This window comes from Rhodococcus sp. PAE-6 (genome assembly GCF_025290685.1).
In the GTDB taxonomy this organism is placed as follows: domain Bacteria; phylum Actinomycetota; class Actinomycetes; order Mycobacteriales; family Mycobacteriaceae; genus Rhodococcus; species Rhodococcus pyridinivorans.
Genome location: NZ_JAOCLZ010000006.1, coordinates 213,548 through 228,443 on the forward strand (window position 1 = coordinate 213,548; position 14,896 = coordinate 228,443).

Annotated in this window: 13 protein-coding genes; 6 read left to right on the forward strand and 7 right to left on the reverse strand. The window is 68.3% G+C overall.

Annotated elements, in window-relative coordinates:
* Positions 1–52: 52 nt before the first annotated feature.
* Positions 53–1,384 carry an ABC transporter substrate-binding protein gene (locus NVV99_RS14695; protein WP_019289674.1) on the forward strand — a complete coding sequence of 444 codons (1,332 nt, stop codon included), beginning with the start codon at positions 53–55 and terminating at the stop codon, positions 1,382–1,384.
* Positions 1,385–1,424: 40 nt separating this feature from the next.
* On the opposite strand, the gene NVV99_RS14700 is transcribed toward NVV99_RS14695, so the two are convergent.
* The 4 genes from NVV99_RS14700 to NVV99_RS14715 are packed head-to-tail and all read right to left on the reverse strand — an operon-like array spanning position 1,425 to position 5,636.
* Entirely contained in the window at positions 1,425–2,249 is an 825-nt protein-coding gene (locus tag NVV99_RS14700) for an ABC transporter ATP-binding protein (protein ID WP_024101181.1), read from the reverse strand.
* Positions 2,246–3,280, reverse strand: coding sequence for an ABC transporter ATP-binding protein (locus tag NVV99_RS14705; RefSeq protein WP_024101180.1), 1,035 nt, complete (start codon positions 3,278–3,280; stop codon positions 2,246–2,248). Before NVV99_RS14705 ends, NVV99_RS14700 begins: the two co-directional genes overlap by 4 nt.
* The gene (locus tag NVV99_RS14710) at positions 3,273–4,262 is read right to left on the reverse strand and encodes a branched-chain amino acid ABC transporter permease (RefSeq protein WP_024101179.1); all 990 of its coding nucleotides are present in this window, start codon (positions 4,260–4,262) and stop codon (positions 3,273–3,275) included. The genes NVV99_RS14705 and NVV99_RS14710 overlap by 8 nt, the downstream gene beginning before the upstream one ends.
* Positions 4,263–4,265: 3 nt before the next feature.
* Complete coding sequence (locus NVV99_RS14715) at positions 4,266–5,636, reverse strand: branched-chain amino acid ABC transporter permease (RefSeq protein ID WP_024101178.1); 1,371 nt, start codon at positions 5,634–5,636, stop codon at positions 4,266–4,268.
* A 255-nt stretch (positions 5,637–5,891) separates the two neighbouring features.
* On the opposite strand from NVV99_RS14715, the gene polA reads away from it, so the two are divergent.
* On the forward strand, positions 5,892–8,615 hold the full coding sequence (gene polA / locus NVV99_RS14720; RefSeq protein ID WP_024101177.1) for a DNA polymerase I: 2,724 nt from the start codon (positions 5,892–5,894) through the stop codon (positions 8,613–8,615).
* Positions 8,616–8,742: 127 nt separating this feature from the next.
* Here the strand turns inward: polA and trxA are convergent, their stop codons facing one another.
* The 3 genes from trxA to NVV99_RS14735 all read right to left on the reverse strand — a co-directional run bounded on the left by trxA (position 8,743) and on the right by NVV99_RS14735 (position 11,037).
* Positions 8,743–9,114, reverse strand: a complete 372-nt coding sequence (trxA, locus tag NVV99_RS14725; protein ID WP_006554011.1) for a thioredoxin — start codon at positions 9,112–9,114, stop codon at positions 8,743–8,745.
* A 163-nt stretch (positions 9,115–9,277) separates the two neighbouring features.
* Positions 9,278–10,285: a GlxA family transcriptional regulator gene (locus NVV99_RS14730; protein ID WP_197539124.1), complete on the reverse strand. Its 1,008-nt coding sequence runs from the start codon at positions 10,283–10,285 to the stop codon at positions 9,278–9,280.
* Positions 10,286–10,518: 233 nt separating this feature from the next.
* Entirely contained in the window at positions 10,519–11,037 is a 519-nt protein-coding gene (locus NVV99_RS14735) for a 2'-5' RNA ligase family protein (protein WP_024101175.1), read from the reverse strand.
* Positions 11,038–11,056: 19 nt separating this feature from the next.
* On the opposite strand from NVV99_RS14735, the gene NVV99_RS14740 reads away from it, so the two are divergent.
* The 4 genes from NVV99_RS14740 (at position 11,057) to NVV99_RS14755 (ending at position 14,891) form a co-directional block, all read left to right on the forward strand.
* Complete coding sequence (locus NVV99_RS14740) at positions 11,057–12,142, forward strand: isocitrate/isopropylmalate dehydrogenase family protein (protein WP_024101174.1); 1,086 nt, start codon at positions 11,057–11,059, stop codon at positions 12,140–12,142.
* A 108-nt stretch (positions 12,143–12,250) separates the two neighbouring features.
* Positions 12,251–13,123: an ABC transporter substrate-binding protein gene (locus NVV99_RS14745; RefSeq protein WP_170318567.1), complete on the forward strand. Its 873-nt coding sequence runs from the start codon at positions 12,251–12,253 to the stop codon at positions 13,121–13,123.
* A gap of 11 nt (positions 13,124–13,134) precedes the next feature.
* Positions 13,135–14,121 (forward strand): amino acid ABC transporter permease, encoded by a 987-nt coding sequence (locus tag NVV99_RS14750; RefSeq protein ID WP_006554006.1) that lies wholly within the window; start codon positions 13,135–13,137, stop codon positions 14,119–14,121.
* Positions 14,118–14,891 carry an amino acid ABC transporter ATP-binding protein gene (locus tag NVV99_RS14755; protein ID WP_019289663.1) on the forward strand — a complete coding sequence of 258 codons (774 nt, stop codon included), beginning with the start codon at positions 14,118–14,120 and terminating at the stop codon, positions 14,889–14,891. Before NVV99_RS14750 ends, NVV99_RS14755 begins: the two co-directional genes overlap by 4 nt.
* Positions 14,892–14,896: the final 5 nt, after the last annotated feature.

Here is a 14,896-nt window from a genome sequence, read left to right on the forward strand (position 1 = left end):
ACCACATCCGGAATCCGCCGGATGCGGTGTCAGGCGTTCGAAGGAGAGTTGAATGGCAAGACGGACTCTGGTCCGCGCCGTAGCGGTACTCGGTGCTGCGACGCTCGCCCTCACCGGGTGTGGTTCGGACAGCGATGATTCGGCATCCGGTACGTCGGCCGGTGACGAGGGGTCGGCGGCCGCGACGACCGTCGAGACCGACTGCGAACCACAGCAGGCCACAGCAGGGGCGACTCCCGCCACGGGACCGCTGAAGATCGGCACGATTCTCCCCGAGACCGGCAGTCTCGCCTTCCTCGGACCGCCCGAGGTCGCTGCCGTCCGGCTCGCCGTCGACGACATCAACGCCGCGGGCGGTGTTCTCGACCAGCCGGTCGAACTGTTCCCGGGCGATTCCGGGGACACGACGACCGACACCGCGAACACCACCGTCGACCGGCATCTCGCCAACGGCACCCAGGTGATCGTCGGCGCCGCCTCGTCGTCGGTCTCGCTCAAGGTGATCGACAAGATCGTCAGTGCCGGCGTGGTGCAGTTCTCGCCGGCGAACACCTCCGACCAGTTCGTCTGCTACGCCGACCGCGGGTTGTACTTCCGCACCGCCCCGACCGACGTGCTCCAGGCGCAGGCGCTCGCGCAGCTGATCGCCGAGGACGGGGCGCAGCGCGTGTCGATCCTGGCGCTGAACGATCCGTACGGCACCGGCCTCGCCGAGAACACCGTGACCAATCTCGTCGACGCCGGTATCCCGGAGGACCAGATCCAGAAGATCATCTACGATCCCAACGCGCAGTCGTTCAACGCGGAGGTCGACCAGGTGGCCAACTTCGCACCGGATGCTGTGGCACTCATCGGCTTCGAGGAGTCGGCGAAGATCATCACTCGCATGCACGAGGTGGGCATCGGCCCGTCCGACGGCATGGCGGTCTTCGGTGTCGACGGCAACATGGGGAACGCGCTGGGCGAGAACGTCGCCGAAGGACTGCTCGACGGCATGGCCGGCACCACGCCGCTGACCGACACCGGCGAGGAGTTCCAGCAGCGACTGCTCGGCGTCGATCCGGGTCTGATCGACTTCAACTACGCCGGAGAGTCCTACGACGCCGTGATCGTCTCGGCGCTGGCCGCGGAACAGGCAGGGTCGACCGCCGGGGTGGACATCGCCGCGAACATCAACTCGGTGACCCGCGACGGGGAGAAGTGCACCAGCTACCAGCAGTGCCTCGACCTGCTCCGTGCGGATCAGGACATCGACTACGACGGTGCCACCGGCGAACTCACCTTCGTGGACGCGGGCGAACCCGGCGTGGGCTCGTACGGCCGACTCGTGTTCGGTCCCGACAACACCCTGACCACCGAGGACTACATCGTGGTGGGTGAGTGACCCGCAGGTCGTGAGCGAAGGGGTGATCGCCGGTAGGCGGTCACCCCTTCCGCTTCTCCCGGCTGCCGGCGAGAGTGCCGAGATACAGTTCGACAACCTTCGGGTCGTGCATGAGATTGCTGCCGGTGTCGGTGTACGCGTTGCGGCCCTGGTCGAGAACGTATCCGCGATCGCAGATCTGCAGGCAGCGACGCGCGTTCTGCTCGACCATGATGATCGACACCCCCGCCGCGTTGATCTTCTTGCAGCGGATGAAGACCTCGTCCTGGAACATCGGCGACAGTCCCGCCGACGGCTCGTCGAGGAGCAGCACCGACGGCTCCATCATCAGCGCGCGGCCCATCGCGACCATCTGCCGCTCGCCACCGGAGAGCGCTCCCGCCTTGGCCTTCCGGCGCTCGGCCAACAGGGGGAACAACGAGGCCACCCGCTCGAACTGCTTCTCGAAATCCTTCGGACGCAGATAGATCCCCATCTCGAGGTTCTCCTCGATGGTCAGTGAGGGAAACACGTTCTGCGTCTGCGGCACGTAGCCGATCCCCTTGCGCACCAGGATGTGTGCGGGCGCCGAGGTGATCTCGTCCCCGCCGAGCGTGACGGTGCCGCTGCGGACGGGGATGAGGCCGAACAACGCCTTGAGCAGGGTCGACTTGCCGGCTCCGTTCGGGCCGATGATGCCCACGATCTCACCTTCGCGCAGGTAGAAGTTGCAACCGCGCAGAATGTCGACCCCGGGGAAGTAACCGGCCACGAGATCGTCGGCGCGTAGGAGAGCTCCGGTCGCCAGGCGGGCATGTTCCTCCGGGGTCGCGGCACGTTCCGCCGGCGTCGTCCCGGTGAGTGCAGGAGTGATGTTGTCGCTCACGGCTTCTCCAGGGTCGTGGCCGTCGCGTCGGTCGACGCCGAATCGGGATCGGACAGGTCGCCTCCGGCCTCGAGGGTCTGCGCTTCCGCGTCCGCGAGGGCGTCGGCGAGTTCGGCGGTCGCGCCCACGGGATTGCCCTCGTCGTCGAATTCGAGTGCCTGGTCGTGGTGACTGCCGAGATAGGCGTCGACCACGGCCGGATCGGACGACAGGACGTCCGGCGGTGCCTCCGCGATCACCGAACCCTGCGCCATCACCACGACCCAGTCGGAGATGTCGCGGATGACGTCCATGTCGTGCTCGACGAATACCACGGTCGTCCCGTCGTCGCGCAGGGTCTTGATGTGTCCCAGCAGATTCTGCGTGAGCGCCGGATTGACGCCGGCCATCGGCTCGTCGAGCATGACGACGGTCGGCTCGGTCATCAGCGCACGGGCCATCTCGAGCAGTTTGCGTTGGCCGCCGGACAGTGAACCGGCGAAGTCGTCGGCCTTCGCGGCCAGGCCGAAACGGTCGAGCAGTTCGTATGCGCGCGTGGTGATCTCGCGTTCCTGGCGGCGCCATGTCCACGGCAGCAGTGCGCCGGCCATGCGCTCGCCGGTCTGGTGCCGGGCGCCGAGACGGACGTTGTCGAGGACCGTCATCTTCGACAGCGCCTTGGTGAGCTGGAAGGTGCGCACGATCCCGCGCCGCGCCACCTGATGGGGGTGGAGCCGGCCGAGCGCGTCGCCGTCCATCGCCCAGATGCCGGTGTCGGGCCGGTCGAAGCCCGTAAGGAGATTGAACAGGGTGGTCTTGCCGGCGCCGTTCGGGCCGATCAGGCCGGTGATGCACGAGCGCTGGATCTCGAGGTGGGCCACGTCCACGGCCTTGAGCCCTCCGAATGTGCGGCACAGATCGTCGACGACGAGGATCGGGTCGGGTTTGGCGGCGCCGGGGGCGCGGTCGACGCCGGCGAACAGCGCGGCGCGTTCGTCCGCGCCGAGGACCGTGCGCGGTGGTGTCGGGTCGGGTCGGATCGTGTCAGGCATCGAGTTGCACCTTCCGCTTGCTTCCCAGGATGCCTTGTGGCCGGAAGACCATCATCACCGCGATGAGGACGCCGAGCAGCACGTACCGCATTGCGCCGACCTGCTGTTCGGTGAGCGGGAGCAGCGGGTCGGGTCCGGCGATCGCCTGACGCAGGAAGGCATCCGGGAGGGTGAGCAGGAACCAGAACACCATGGCGCCGAGCACCGGTCCGAAGACCGTTCCCGCACCCCCGAGGATCAGCGCGCCGAACGCGAAGAAGGTCTGCGCGGTCGAGTAGAAGTCGGGGTTGATCGACTTGGTCTGCAGAGCGTTGAAGACGCCGCCGAGACCGCCGATCATGCCGCCGAGTACCAGGGCCTGCATCTTGTAGGCGAAGACGTTCTTGCCGAGCGCGCGGGCAGCGTCCTCGTCCTCACGCACCGCCTCGAGGACCCGCCCCCACGGACTGTGGGAGAGGAGGTAGACCAGCCCGCACAGCAACAGCACGAGGGTCCAGCCGACGACCATCGCCCACAGGTCGTCGCCGTAGAACCGCATACCGAGCAGGTTGTACTGGCGACTCGAATCGAACGGGCTCAGGGACGTGAACGGGTCGGCGAAACCCCACAGGCCGCGGGTCGATCCGGTCACCGAGTCGGACGCGGTCGAGCGGAACATCAGCCGCAGGATCTCCGCCGCGGCGATCGTCGCGATGGCGAGATAGTCGGCCCGCAACCGCAGGGTGGGGATGCCGAGGACGAGCGCGAGCAGACCTGCCAGTGCGAGGCCGACGAGGATGCCCACCCACAACGGCTGGTCGTAGGTGACGGTCATGATGCCCACGCCGTAACCGCCCAGGAGGGCGAAACCGATCTGCCCGAAGTTCAGCAGCCCTGCATAGCCGTAGTGCAGGTTCAGGCCGATCGCGAGCAGTGCGTAGAAGATCGCCGACGGGCCGATGAGCTGGGCGAAGGAAACCTGGAGTACCGACACGATATCCATGGGTCAACCGATCCTTGTCCGACTGCCGAGGATGCCCTGGGGGCGGATGACCAGGATGACGATGAGTACGAGCAGACCGCCGATGTACTTCAGGTCCGGGTTGATCACGAGGGTGGACAACTGGACCAGCAGTCCCACCACGACGCAGCCGACCAGTGCACCGTAGGCGGTGCCGAGGCCGCCGAGGATGATGCCGGCGAACATCAGCAGGAGCAGCTTGAAGCCCATCTCCCACTGCACGCGCCCGCCGAGTTCCGACAGGCCGAACAGCACCCCGCCGAGCGCGGCGAGCCCGCCACCGAGACCCCACACGAAGCGGATGACGTGTTCGACGTCGATCCCCGACGATGCCGCGAGGTCGCGGTTGTCGGCCACCGCGCGCATCGCCTTGCCGATCCGGGTGCGCTGCAGCAGCAGGGCGACCCCGACGAGCACCACCAGGCTGACAACGATGCACGCGAGGTTGACCGGGGTGATCGCGATCGGCCCCCACACCAGTTGCTGCTGTGCCTGGTAGTCGTCGAACGGCTGGGTGCGGTCGGAGTAGAAGGCCAGGATGAGATAGCGCAACGAGATCGCGAGGCCGATCGACACCACCAACTGGGCGATCAGGCCCGTGCGGCGGCGCCGGAGCGGAGCCCAGATGAGTGCGTTGTTGAGCAGGCCGATGATGACCCCGACGATCACCGCCAGGATCGTGGCCGGTATCAGCTGGACACCGAGGGTGACATTGAAGATCCACGCCGCGACCGCCCCGAGGGTGACCAGCTCGCCGTGGGCGAAGTTCGTCAGGCCGGTCGTGCCGAAGATCAGACTCAGGCCCACTCCGGCGATCGCGATGACCAAACCGAAACGCAGACCGTCGACGATCGTGCGCACCAGCGTCTCGCCCCACGCGACCGTCGAACCGCTACGCGCCTCCCCGAACGAGAAAATCACCGTGTTCGCCCGTCCCGGAGCGACATCGCGGGTCACCGAGGTCTGGACGGTGACGTCGTCGGGCAGGCTCTCGGTGTCGACCTCGAAGACGTACGTGCCCGGCGGAACGGTGAGTTCCCAGCGCCCACCGTCGGCGGACTCCGTCTCGGTGACCACCTCGCCGCTCTCGGTGGTCGCACGGACGACGACACCGTCGAGTCGTTCGCCGGCATTGTTGAGCGTTCCGCGGACGGTCACCCCCTCCGCGGATTCCTCGTCGGGTGCGGCCGGTGCCGTGTTCGCGGGCGGTGAGGGTGGGTCCGGCGGATCCTGGGCGGAGGAGAGGCCGGCGCCGACGAGGACGAACAGGACACTCGCGAGCGTGACGAGTGCGGCGCGGACCGATCGGTGGAGGGTCGAGGTCGGTCGTCGCCGACATCCCGAGGTAGGGGCCACGCAGGTCCTCCCGGTGGGTGCGCTGTCATCGAGCGCGGCACTGCGCCCGGGGCATCATCGTCAACCTCGATGACGCCGGACTACGGTGTCGTGACAGGGGACTCTAGCGGCTGGATCGCACGTCCACGGGAAAAATTGGATCACCCGGACGTTTCGGTCTCGTTTCTTCGGACAACGAGTGTTCGCACATACCGGAGAGGTGCTGGTCGGGCGGTGTGGCCGACGCTGTCGTCCTCGGTCCCTAGACTGGCACGCGTGACCCGTGCATCCACTTCCGCGACGTCCACCGCGGCCACCGACGACCGCCCGACCCTGCTGCTCCTCGACGGCCATTCCCTCGCGTTCCGCGCGTTCTACGCGCTGCCCGCCGAGAACTTCAAGACCCACAGCGGGCAGACCACGAACGCGGTCTACGGGTTCACCTCCATGCTCATCAACCTGCTGCGCGACGAGCAGCCCACGCACGTCGCGGCGGCATTCGACGTCAGCCGCAAGACCTTCCGTGCCGAACTGTTCGCCGCCTACAAGGCCCAGCGCAGCGCCGCACCCGACGACTTCAAGGGGCAGATCGACCTCACCAAGGACGTCCTCGGCGCGATGGGGATCCCGGTGATGGCGATCGAGGGCTACGAGGCCGACGACATCATCGCCACGCTCGCGACGCAGGCGCACGCCCAGGGCTTCCGGGTGCTCGTGGTGACCGGCGACCGCGACGCGCTCCAACTCGTCAACGGCGACATCACGGTGCTGTATCCGCGGCGCGGCGTCTCCGACCTGACGCGCTTCACCCCCGACGCGGTGGAGGAGAAGTACGGACTCACCCCCCAGCAGTATCCGGACTTCGCGGCGCTGCGCGGCGACCCGAGCGACAACCTGCCCGGCATCCCCGGCGTGGGCGAGAAGACCGCCGCGAAATGGATCCGCGAGTACGGAAGCCTGAGCGGACTCGTCGACCGCGTCGACGAGGTGCGCGGCAAGACCGGCGACGCGCTGCGCGAGAACCTGTCCAACGTGTTGCTCAACCGCCAGCTCACCGAGATGGTGCGCGACGTGGCCGTGCCGTACACCCCCGAACAACTCGCCCTCGCCCCGTGGGACCGCGACCGCATCCACCGCCTGTTCGACGACCTCGAGTTCAAGGTGCTGCGCGACCGGCTGTTCGAGACGCTCTCGTCGGCCGAGCCCGAGGCCGAGGAGGGCTTCGAGGTGCGCGGCGGGATCGTCGAGCCGGGTGCCCTCGGCGACTGGCTCGCCGAGCACGCCCCGGCGGGTCGACGTCATGGCCTCGCCGTGGTGGGCACCGGCACTCCCTACGGAGGCGACGCGACCGCGATCGCCGTCGCCGGGGCCGACGGTGAGGGCGCCTATGTGAGCACGGTGGCGCTCACGCCCGAGGACGAGAACGCCCTCGCCGCATGGCTCGCGAACCCCGCCGTGGAGAAGGCCGTGCACGAGGCGAAGTTCGCCATCCACGCGCTGCGCGGACGCGGCTGGACGCTCGCCGGCATCACCAGCGACACCGCGCTCGCCGCCTATCTGGTGCGGCCCGGCCAGCGCTCGTTCAAGCTCGACGACCTGTCGCTGCGCTACCTCAAGCGTGAGCTGCGAGTGGAAGACACCGGCGCGCAACAACTCTCGTTGCTCGACGACGAGGACGCCGCCGACGCGCAGGCGGCCGAGGCGCAGATCCTCGCGGCGCGCGCCGTCGTCGACCTCGCCGCGGCCCTCGACACCGAACTCGGCGAGATCGAATCGGTGCGCCTGCTCACCGAGATGGAACTGCCCCTGCTCGAGGTCCTCGCAGAACTCGAGGCCACCGGCATCGCCGTCGACTCGGCGCACCTGCACGACCTGCAGTCCGAATTCGCGGCCCAGGTCGCCGCCGCCGCGAACGCCGCCTACGAGGTGATCGGCAAGCAGATCAACCTCGGCTCGCCGAAACAGTTGCAGGTGGTGCTGTTCGACGAGCTCGAGATGCCGAAGACGAAGAAGACCAAGACCGGCTACACCACCGACGCGGATGCCTTGCAGAACCTGTTCGACAAGACGGGCCATCCCTTCCTCGAACACCTGCTCGCGCACCGTGAGCACACCAAGATGAAGACCACCGTCGACGGACTCATCAAGTCCATCGCCGACGACGGTCGCATCCACACCACCTTCAACCAGACCGTCGCGGCGACGGGCCGGCTCTCGTCGACCGAGCCGAACCTGCAGAACATTCCGGTGCGGACCGAGGCCGGTCGCCGGATCCGCGACGGTTTCGTGGTGGGCGACGGATTCGACGTGCTGCTCACCGCCGACTACAGCCAGATCGAGATGCGCATCATGGCGCACCTGTCGGCCGACGAGGGGCTCATCGAGGCATTCCGTACGGGCGAGGACCTGCACACCTTCGTGGCGTCGCGGGCGTTCGGGCTGCCGCTCGAGGAGGTCACCCCGGAGCTGCGTCGCCGCGTCAAGGCGATGTCCTACGGTCTCGCCTACGGGTTGAGCGCCTACGGTCTCGCCCAGCAGCTGAAGATCTCCACCGACGAGGCCCGCGAGCAGATGGAGGCCTACTTCACCCGCTTCGGCGGCGTGCGCGACTACCTCTACAACGTGGTCGAGGAGGCCCGCAAGGTCGGCTACACGTCCACCCTCTACGGCCGCCGCCGGTACCTGCCCGACCTCAACAGCGACAACCGGCAGCGCCGGGAGATCGCCGAGCGCGCCGCGCTCAACGCCCCCATCCAGGGCACGGCCGCCGACATCATCAAGGTCGCGATGATCGACGTGCAGAAGGCGCTCAGCGAGGCCGGACTGCGGTCGCGGATGCTGCTGCAGGTGCACGACGAACTCGTGCTCGAAGTGGTCGAGGCCGAGCGCGAACAGGTCGAGGCGCTCGTGCGCGACAAGATGGACTCCGTCATCGAATTGTCGGTGCCGCTCGAGGTCTCGGTCGGTTACGGCCGCAGCTGGGACGCCGCGGCGCACTGAGTCGCGGGGACACCGAGTCGCGGGGACACCGAGTCGCGGGGACACCGGCGCAGGTACACACACCGTACGTACGACGGCGCCCGCCCCCGGATCACCGGGGACGGGCGCCGTCGACGCGACGAGTGGGTCAGCTCTGCTCGGCGCGAGCCTCCGCGATCTGCTTGCGCACATCGTCCATGTCGAGGTTCTTGACCTGCGAGACGAGATCCTCGAGAGCGGCGGGCGGAAGAGCACCGGCCTGGTTGTAGACGAGGATGCCTTCGCGGAACGCCATGATCGTGGGGATCGAGCGGATGTTCGCCGCCGCCGCGATGGCCTGCTCGGCCTCGGTGTCGACCTTCGCGTGCACGACGTCGGGATGCTTGTCCGACGATGCCTCGAAGGTGGGCGCGAACTGCTTGCAGGGGCCGCACCAGTCGGCCCAGAAGTCCACGAGCACGATGTCATTGCTCGTGACGACCTCGTCGAAGTCCTGCTGGGTGAGAGCCTTGGTTGCCACGGAAATCCTTTCGGTCGGGCGTGTCGACGGGTCCAACATCCGGCCGCCGCTGTTTCTTCCCGTTCGTTCCCGCCGTCACGCGTCGTGACGGGGTTCCTTCTGCCACGCTACGTGACGTGTCCGATCCGGGGGTGTCGTCGGGAGGTGCCGATCGAGGGACGCGTCACACGCCGACCGGTTCGACGGACCGCCGGAAGGTCCGTCGGTAGGCCTGCGGAGTGGTCTGCCGCAGGCGCAGGAAATGCTGGCGCAGCACCGCAGCGGTGCCGAAACCGACGCGGTCGGCCACCACGTCGATCGGAAGGTCGGTCTCCTCGAGCAGGCGCTGCGCGGCCAGGACCCGCTGATCGCGGAGCCAGCGCGCGGGCGTGACCCCAACCTCGGCGACGAACCGCCGCGCGAAGGTCCGCGCCGACATGTGCGCCTTCTGCGCCAGTGTGGCCACCGGGAGTTCCCGGTCGAGGTGCTCGCTCATCCAGTCGAGCAACGGCGCGAGCGACTCGTCCTTGCATTCGGGCAGTGGCATCGCGACGTACTGGGCCTGCCCACCGTCGCGGTGCGGTGGCACCACCATGCGCCGGGCGATCGTGTTGGCGACCTGGGCTCCCTGGGCGGAGCGGACGATGTGCAGGCACAGGTCGATGCCGGCCGCGGTGCCTGCGGCGGTGAGGACCGGATGGTCGTCGACGTAGAGCACGTCCCGGTCGACCTGCGCCGTCGGATAGGTCCGGGCGAGACGGTCGGCGTGCATCCAGTGGGTCGTGCAGCGACGCCTGTCGAGCAACCCGGCCGCACCGAGGATGAACGCCCCGGTGCACATGCTCGCCACGCGCGCGCCGCGGTCGACGGCGGCCCGCAGTTTCGCGAACAACGGTTCGAGGCGCCCGTCGTCGAGCGCGATGCCGTCGCTGTTCACCGCTGGCAGGAGAATCAGGTCGGCGTCGTCGAGGAGATCGAGCCTGTGAGGCACCTCGATGGTGTAGCCGAAGCGGGTGCGCACCGGATCGGAGGTCGCGGCGACGAGGTGGAAGTCGTAGGTCGGCAGGCCGTCGTCGGAGCGGTCGAAGCCGAACACCTCGCACGCCACGCCGAGTTCGAAGGTCTCGACGTAGGGGAGGACGGGGACGACCACCTTCTCGAGCCGGCCGGTGGTTCCAGGTGTTCCGGACACGCAACCCAGTGTGACACCGTGGTGGCAGAAAATCGATGTTCTCCGACGGCTCTGCCACTGTCGGGTGGGACCCCGGCGCGGCAGGCTCGAAGCATGATCCTGCTGGTCCTCGTACTTCTGGCGGTCTTTCTCCTCCTCGACGTGCTGGCCCTCACCGGACGCACGCCCGACACCCATATGGAAGTGACGCAGTTCGGCGACTACCGTTTCTGAACGGCGCACCGTCCCGCTGCTCAGGTGAGCAGCCACTCCCGCTTGGCCTCGCCGTCCCAGCGCCGCACTCCTGCACTCGACCCGGTCAGCTGCCGCTCCGGCATCTGCGCCGCCAGGACCGCGGTACCGATGCGCGCGGCCGGCACCCGCCGTGCGAGGGTGACGTGCGGCGTCCACTCGCCCGGCCGGATGTGTGCGGGGATGCCGGGGCACTCCGAGAGCACCTCGAACACCCGCGCCTGGAGTTCGAGCAGTTCGATCGACGGCACGACCGTGCGGGCGAGCGTCGCGTACCGGCCACCGAAGATCACCACGCCACCGAGCCGGAGGGTGATCCGCCGGACCGTGATGGTGGCCCGCAGCGCGTCCTCGAGTTCGTCCGGCAGGGCATGGGCGACGAACAGCGTCACGTGCGGACGGTTGGATTCGGAACGGACGCGTCCCTGACTGTGCAGGCCGGCGTCGAGCAGCCGGGTCCACTCGTCGCGCACCGCCGTGTCGAGCGGGGCGTCGAGGAGGAGTTCCACCGACTGGACCACGGTAGGCAATGATGACCGGGTGACCGACGACACCGCAACGCTTCAGACCCATCGCATCGGACTTCTCGAGGGGGACGGCATCGGTCCCGAGATCGTGCCGGCGACCCGCAGGATCGTCGACACCGCCGTCGCGGCAGCAGGGGTCGCGGTCGACTGGGTGCCGCTGCCCGTCGGTGCCCCCGCGATCGAGACGCACGGCAGCCCGCTGCCGCAGGTCACCCTCGACACCCTCGCCGAGCTCGACGCGTGGATCCTCGGCCCGCACGACAGCGCCTCGTACCCACCCGAGTTCCGGGGTCAGCTCACTCCGGGCGGTCGGATCCGCAAGCACTTCGACCTGTACGCGAACATCCGGCCGGCGTGCGCACTGCCGGGAGCGGCGTCGGTGTCACCGAAGATGGATCTCGTCGTCGTCCGGGAGAACACCGAGGGTTTCTACGCCGACCGGAACATGGCCGTCGGCAGCGGCGAGTTCATGCCCACACCCGACATCGCACTCGCGGTCGGAGTGATCACCCGCGCCGCCTGTGAACGCATCGCGCACACCGCCTTCGACCTCGCGTCGCGTCGCCGCAAGCGCGTGACCATCGTGCACAAGGCCAACGTGCTCGCCAGCACGACCGGCCTGTTCCGGGACGTGTGCCAGGAAGTGGGTCGTCTCTACCCGAGCGTCACTGTCGACGACCAGCACGTCGACGCGATGGCCGCGCTGCTCGTCCGCCGCGGCGCCGAGTTCGACGTGATCGTGACGGAGAACATGTTCGGCGACATCCTGTCCGACCTCGCCGCCGAACTGTCCGGCTCGCTCGGTACCGCGGCGTCGATCAACGCGTCGCGCACCAAGGCCATGGCTCAGGCCGCGCACGGCGCCGCACCCGACATCGCCGGGCAGGGCCGCGCCAACCCGATCGCGCTGATCCTCTCCGCCGCCATGCTTCTCGACCGTGTCGGTGCACGCGCGGACATCGAATTCTCCGCGGCCGCCCGCGCCATCGAGGACGCCGTGCGCGCGACCGTCGCGGCGGGTGTCGCGACCGCCGACCTCGGTGGCACCGCGTCGACGGACGAGTTCACCGCCGCCGTCATCGCCCGCCTCGACGCCTGAGCTTCGGGTTTGCATTCGGACCCCTCCCTGGTTGGATACTGTGCGACTGTGAATCGAGCAGTGCACATCCGCCGCGTGACCTCGTGGGGGCGTCGTCGTGTCCGGACCCTGAGCAGGCTGGCGGCGGGAGCGGCGGTGCTTGCCTTCGCGACCGGGTGCGTGGTGAACAGCGAATCGACCGTGCCGCCCGGCGACCGCGTCACCGTCGAGAAGGTCGACGCCATCGCGAGGCAGTTGCCGCCCGACATCGCCGACGGCGGCACCCTCGAGGTCGGGGTGAACGTCCCGTACGCCCCCAACGAGTTCAAGGACGACGACGGCACCATCGTCGGCTTCGGCGTCGAACTCGTCCACGCCCTCGGCGACGTCCTCGGACTCGAGGCGGTGCTCAACGAAGCCGACTTCGACCGGATCATCCCGGCCGTCCAGGCGGGCACCTTCGAGATGGGCTCGTCGTCGTTCACCGACACGAAGGAACGCGAGGAATCGGTCGACTTCGTCACCTACTACAGCGCCGGAGTGCAGTGGGCGCAGCGCACCGGCGAATCCGTCGACCCCGACAACGCGTGCGGACTGCGGGTGGCGGTACAGACCACCACCATCGAGGACCTCGAGGAGGTCCCCGCGAAGAGCGAGGAATGCGTCGCCCGCGGGCTGCCGCCCATCGACAAGGTCAAGTACGACAGCCAGGACGAGGCTGCCAATGCCCTCATCCTCGGCCGGGTGGACGCACTGTCCGCCGACTCGCCGGTCACGGCGTACGTCATCGCCCGCAGCGAGGAACGACTCGAACCGGCCGGTGAGGTCTTCGACGCCGCGCCCTACGGATTCGTCGTCGCGAAGGGGTCGCCGTTCGGTCCCGTACTGCAGCAGGCAGTGCAGTACCTCATCGATTCCGGTGCGTACGACGAGATCACCGCGCGCTGGGGCATGGAGGACGGCGCGATCACCGCCTCGCAGATCAACGGCGCGACGAGCTGAGAAAGGGAACCATGAGCGAGTCCACGTCCGCGAGATCCGCGGAACCGCGACCGGACGACCCGGAGCCGATACGCGCAGTACCCCTGCGACATCCCGGACGATGGATCTCCGGCGCGATCGTCCTGATCGCACTCGGGTTGTTCGCCTGGGGAGCGGCCACCAACGAGGCCTACCGCTGGGACATCTACGCCCGGTACCTGTTCGACGCCCGCATCACCGCAGCCGCGTGGAAGACCGTGCAGCTGACGGTGCTCGCCATGGCCATCGCCGTCGTCCTCGGCGTGGTGCTCGCGGTGATGCGTCTGTCCCCGAATCCCGTGCTGCGTTCCGTCGCGTGGCTGTACCTGTGGGTCTTCCGCGGTACCCCGGTGTACGTCCAACTCGTGCTGTGGGGACTGTTCCCGTCGATCTACAAGCAGATCGACCTCGGGATCCCGTTCGTCCACCAGTTCGTCCACATCGACGTGCAGGGTCTGAACGCGGCGTTCCTGTTCGCCGTCATCGGCCTGGCACTCAACGAGGCGGCCTACATGGCGGAGATCGTGCGCGCCGGCATCACCTCCGTGCCCGAGGGGCAGTTGGAGGCGTCCACGGCGCTCGGCATGTCGTGGTCGCAGACCATCCGCCGCACCGTCCTGCCGCAGGCGATGCGGGTCATCATCCCGCCGACCGGCAACGAGCTGATCAGCATGCTCAAGACCACCTCGCTGGTCGCCGCGGTGCCCTACAGCCTCGAGCTGTACGGCCGTGCCCGCGACATCTCGGGTGCGAACTTCCAGCCGATCCCGCTGCTGCTCGTCGCCGCGACCTGGTACCTGGCGATCACCAGCCTGCTCATGATCGGCCAGTACTACCTCGAGCGGCACTACTCGAAGGGCCTGAGCCGGCAGCTCACGGCCCGTCAGCTGCAGGCACTCGCCGACGCACAGAACGTACCGGTCGCCGAGGCCGGCAAGCCGACGCCGAAGCCCGGCGCACCGGGGGAGGAACACATATGACGTCCGTCGAGACGCCGATGGTGCGGGCCGACCGGGTCTGCAAGAGTTTCGGCGCCGTCAAGGTGCTCAAGGGCATCTCGCTCGAGGTGGGGCGCGGCCAGGTGACCTGCCTGATCGGTCCGTCCGGATCCGGCAAGTCGACCTTCCTGCGGTGCATCAACCACCTCGAACGCGTCGACGCCGGTCGCCTGTACGTCGACGGCGATCTCGTCGGTTACGCCGAACGGGGTTCGAAACTGTACGAACTGCACCCGCGGGCCGCCGCGAAGCAGCGCCGCGACATCGGCATGGTGTTCCAGCACTTCAACCTGTTCCCGCACCGCACCGTGCTCGAGAACATCATCGAGGCGCCGATCCTCGTGAAGAAGCTCAAGCGTGACGAGGCGGTGGAGAAGGCCCGGGACCTGCTCGCGCGGGTCGGGCTGGCCGACAAGGTCGACGCCTATCCCGCGCAGCTCTCGGGCGGCCAGCAGCAGCGCGTCGCGATCGCCCGCGCGCTCGCCATGGATCCCAAGCTCATGCTGTTCGACGAGCCCACCTCGGCCCTCGACCCCGAACTCGTCGGCGAGGTGCTCGCGGTGATGCGCGATCTCGCCGACGGCGGCATGACGATGGTCGTCGTCACGCACGAGATGGGCTTCGCGCGGGAGGTCGCCGATCAGCTCGTGTTCATGGACAGCGGCGTGGTCGTCGAGGCCGGTGATCCCCGCCAGGTGCTGGCCGACCCGAAGGAGAGCCGGACCCGGGAGTTCCTGTCCCGGCTGCTGTGAGTCGG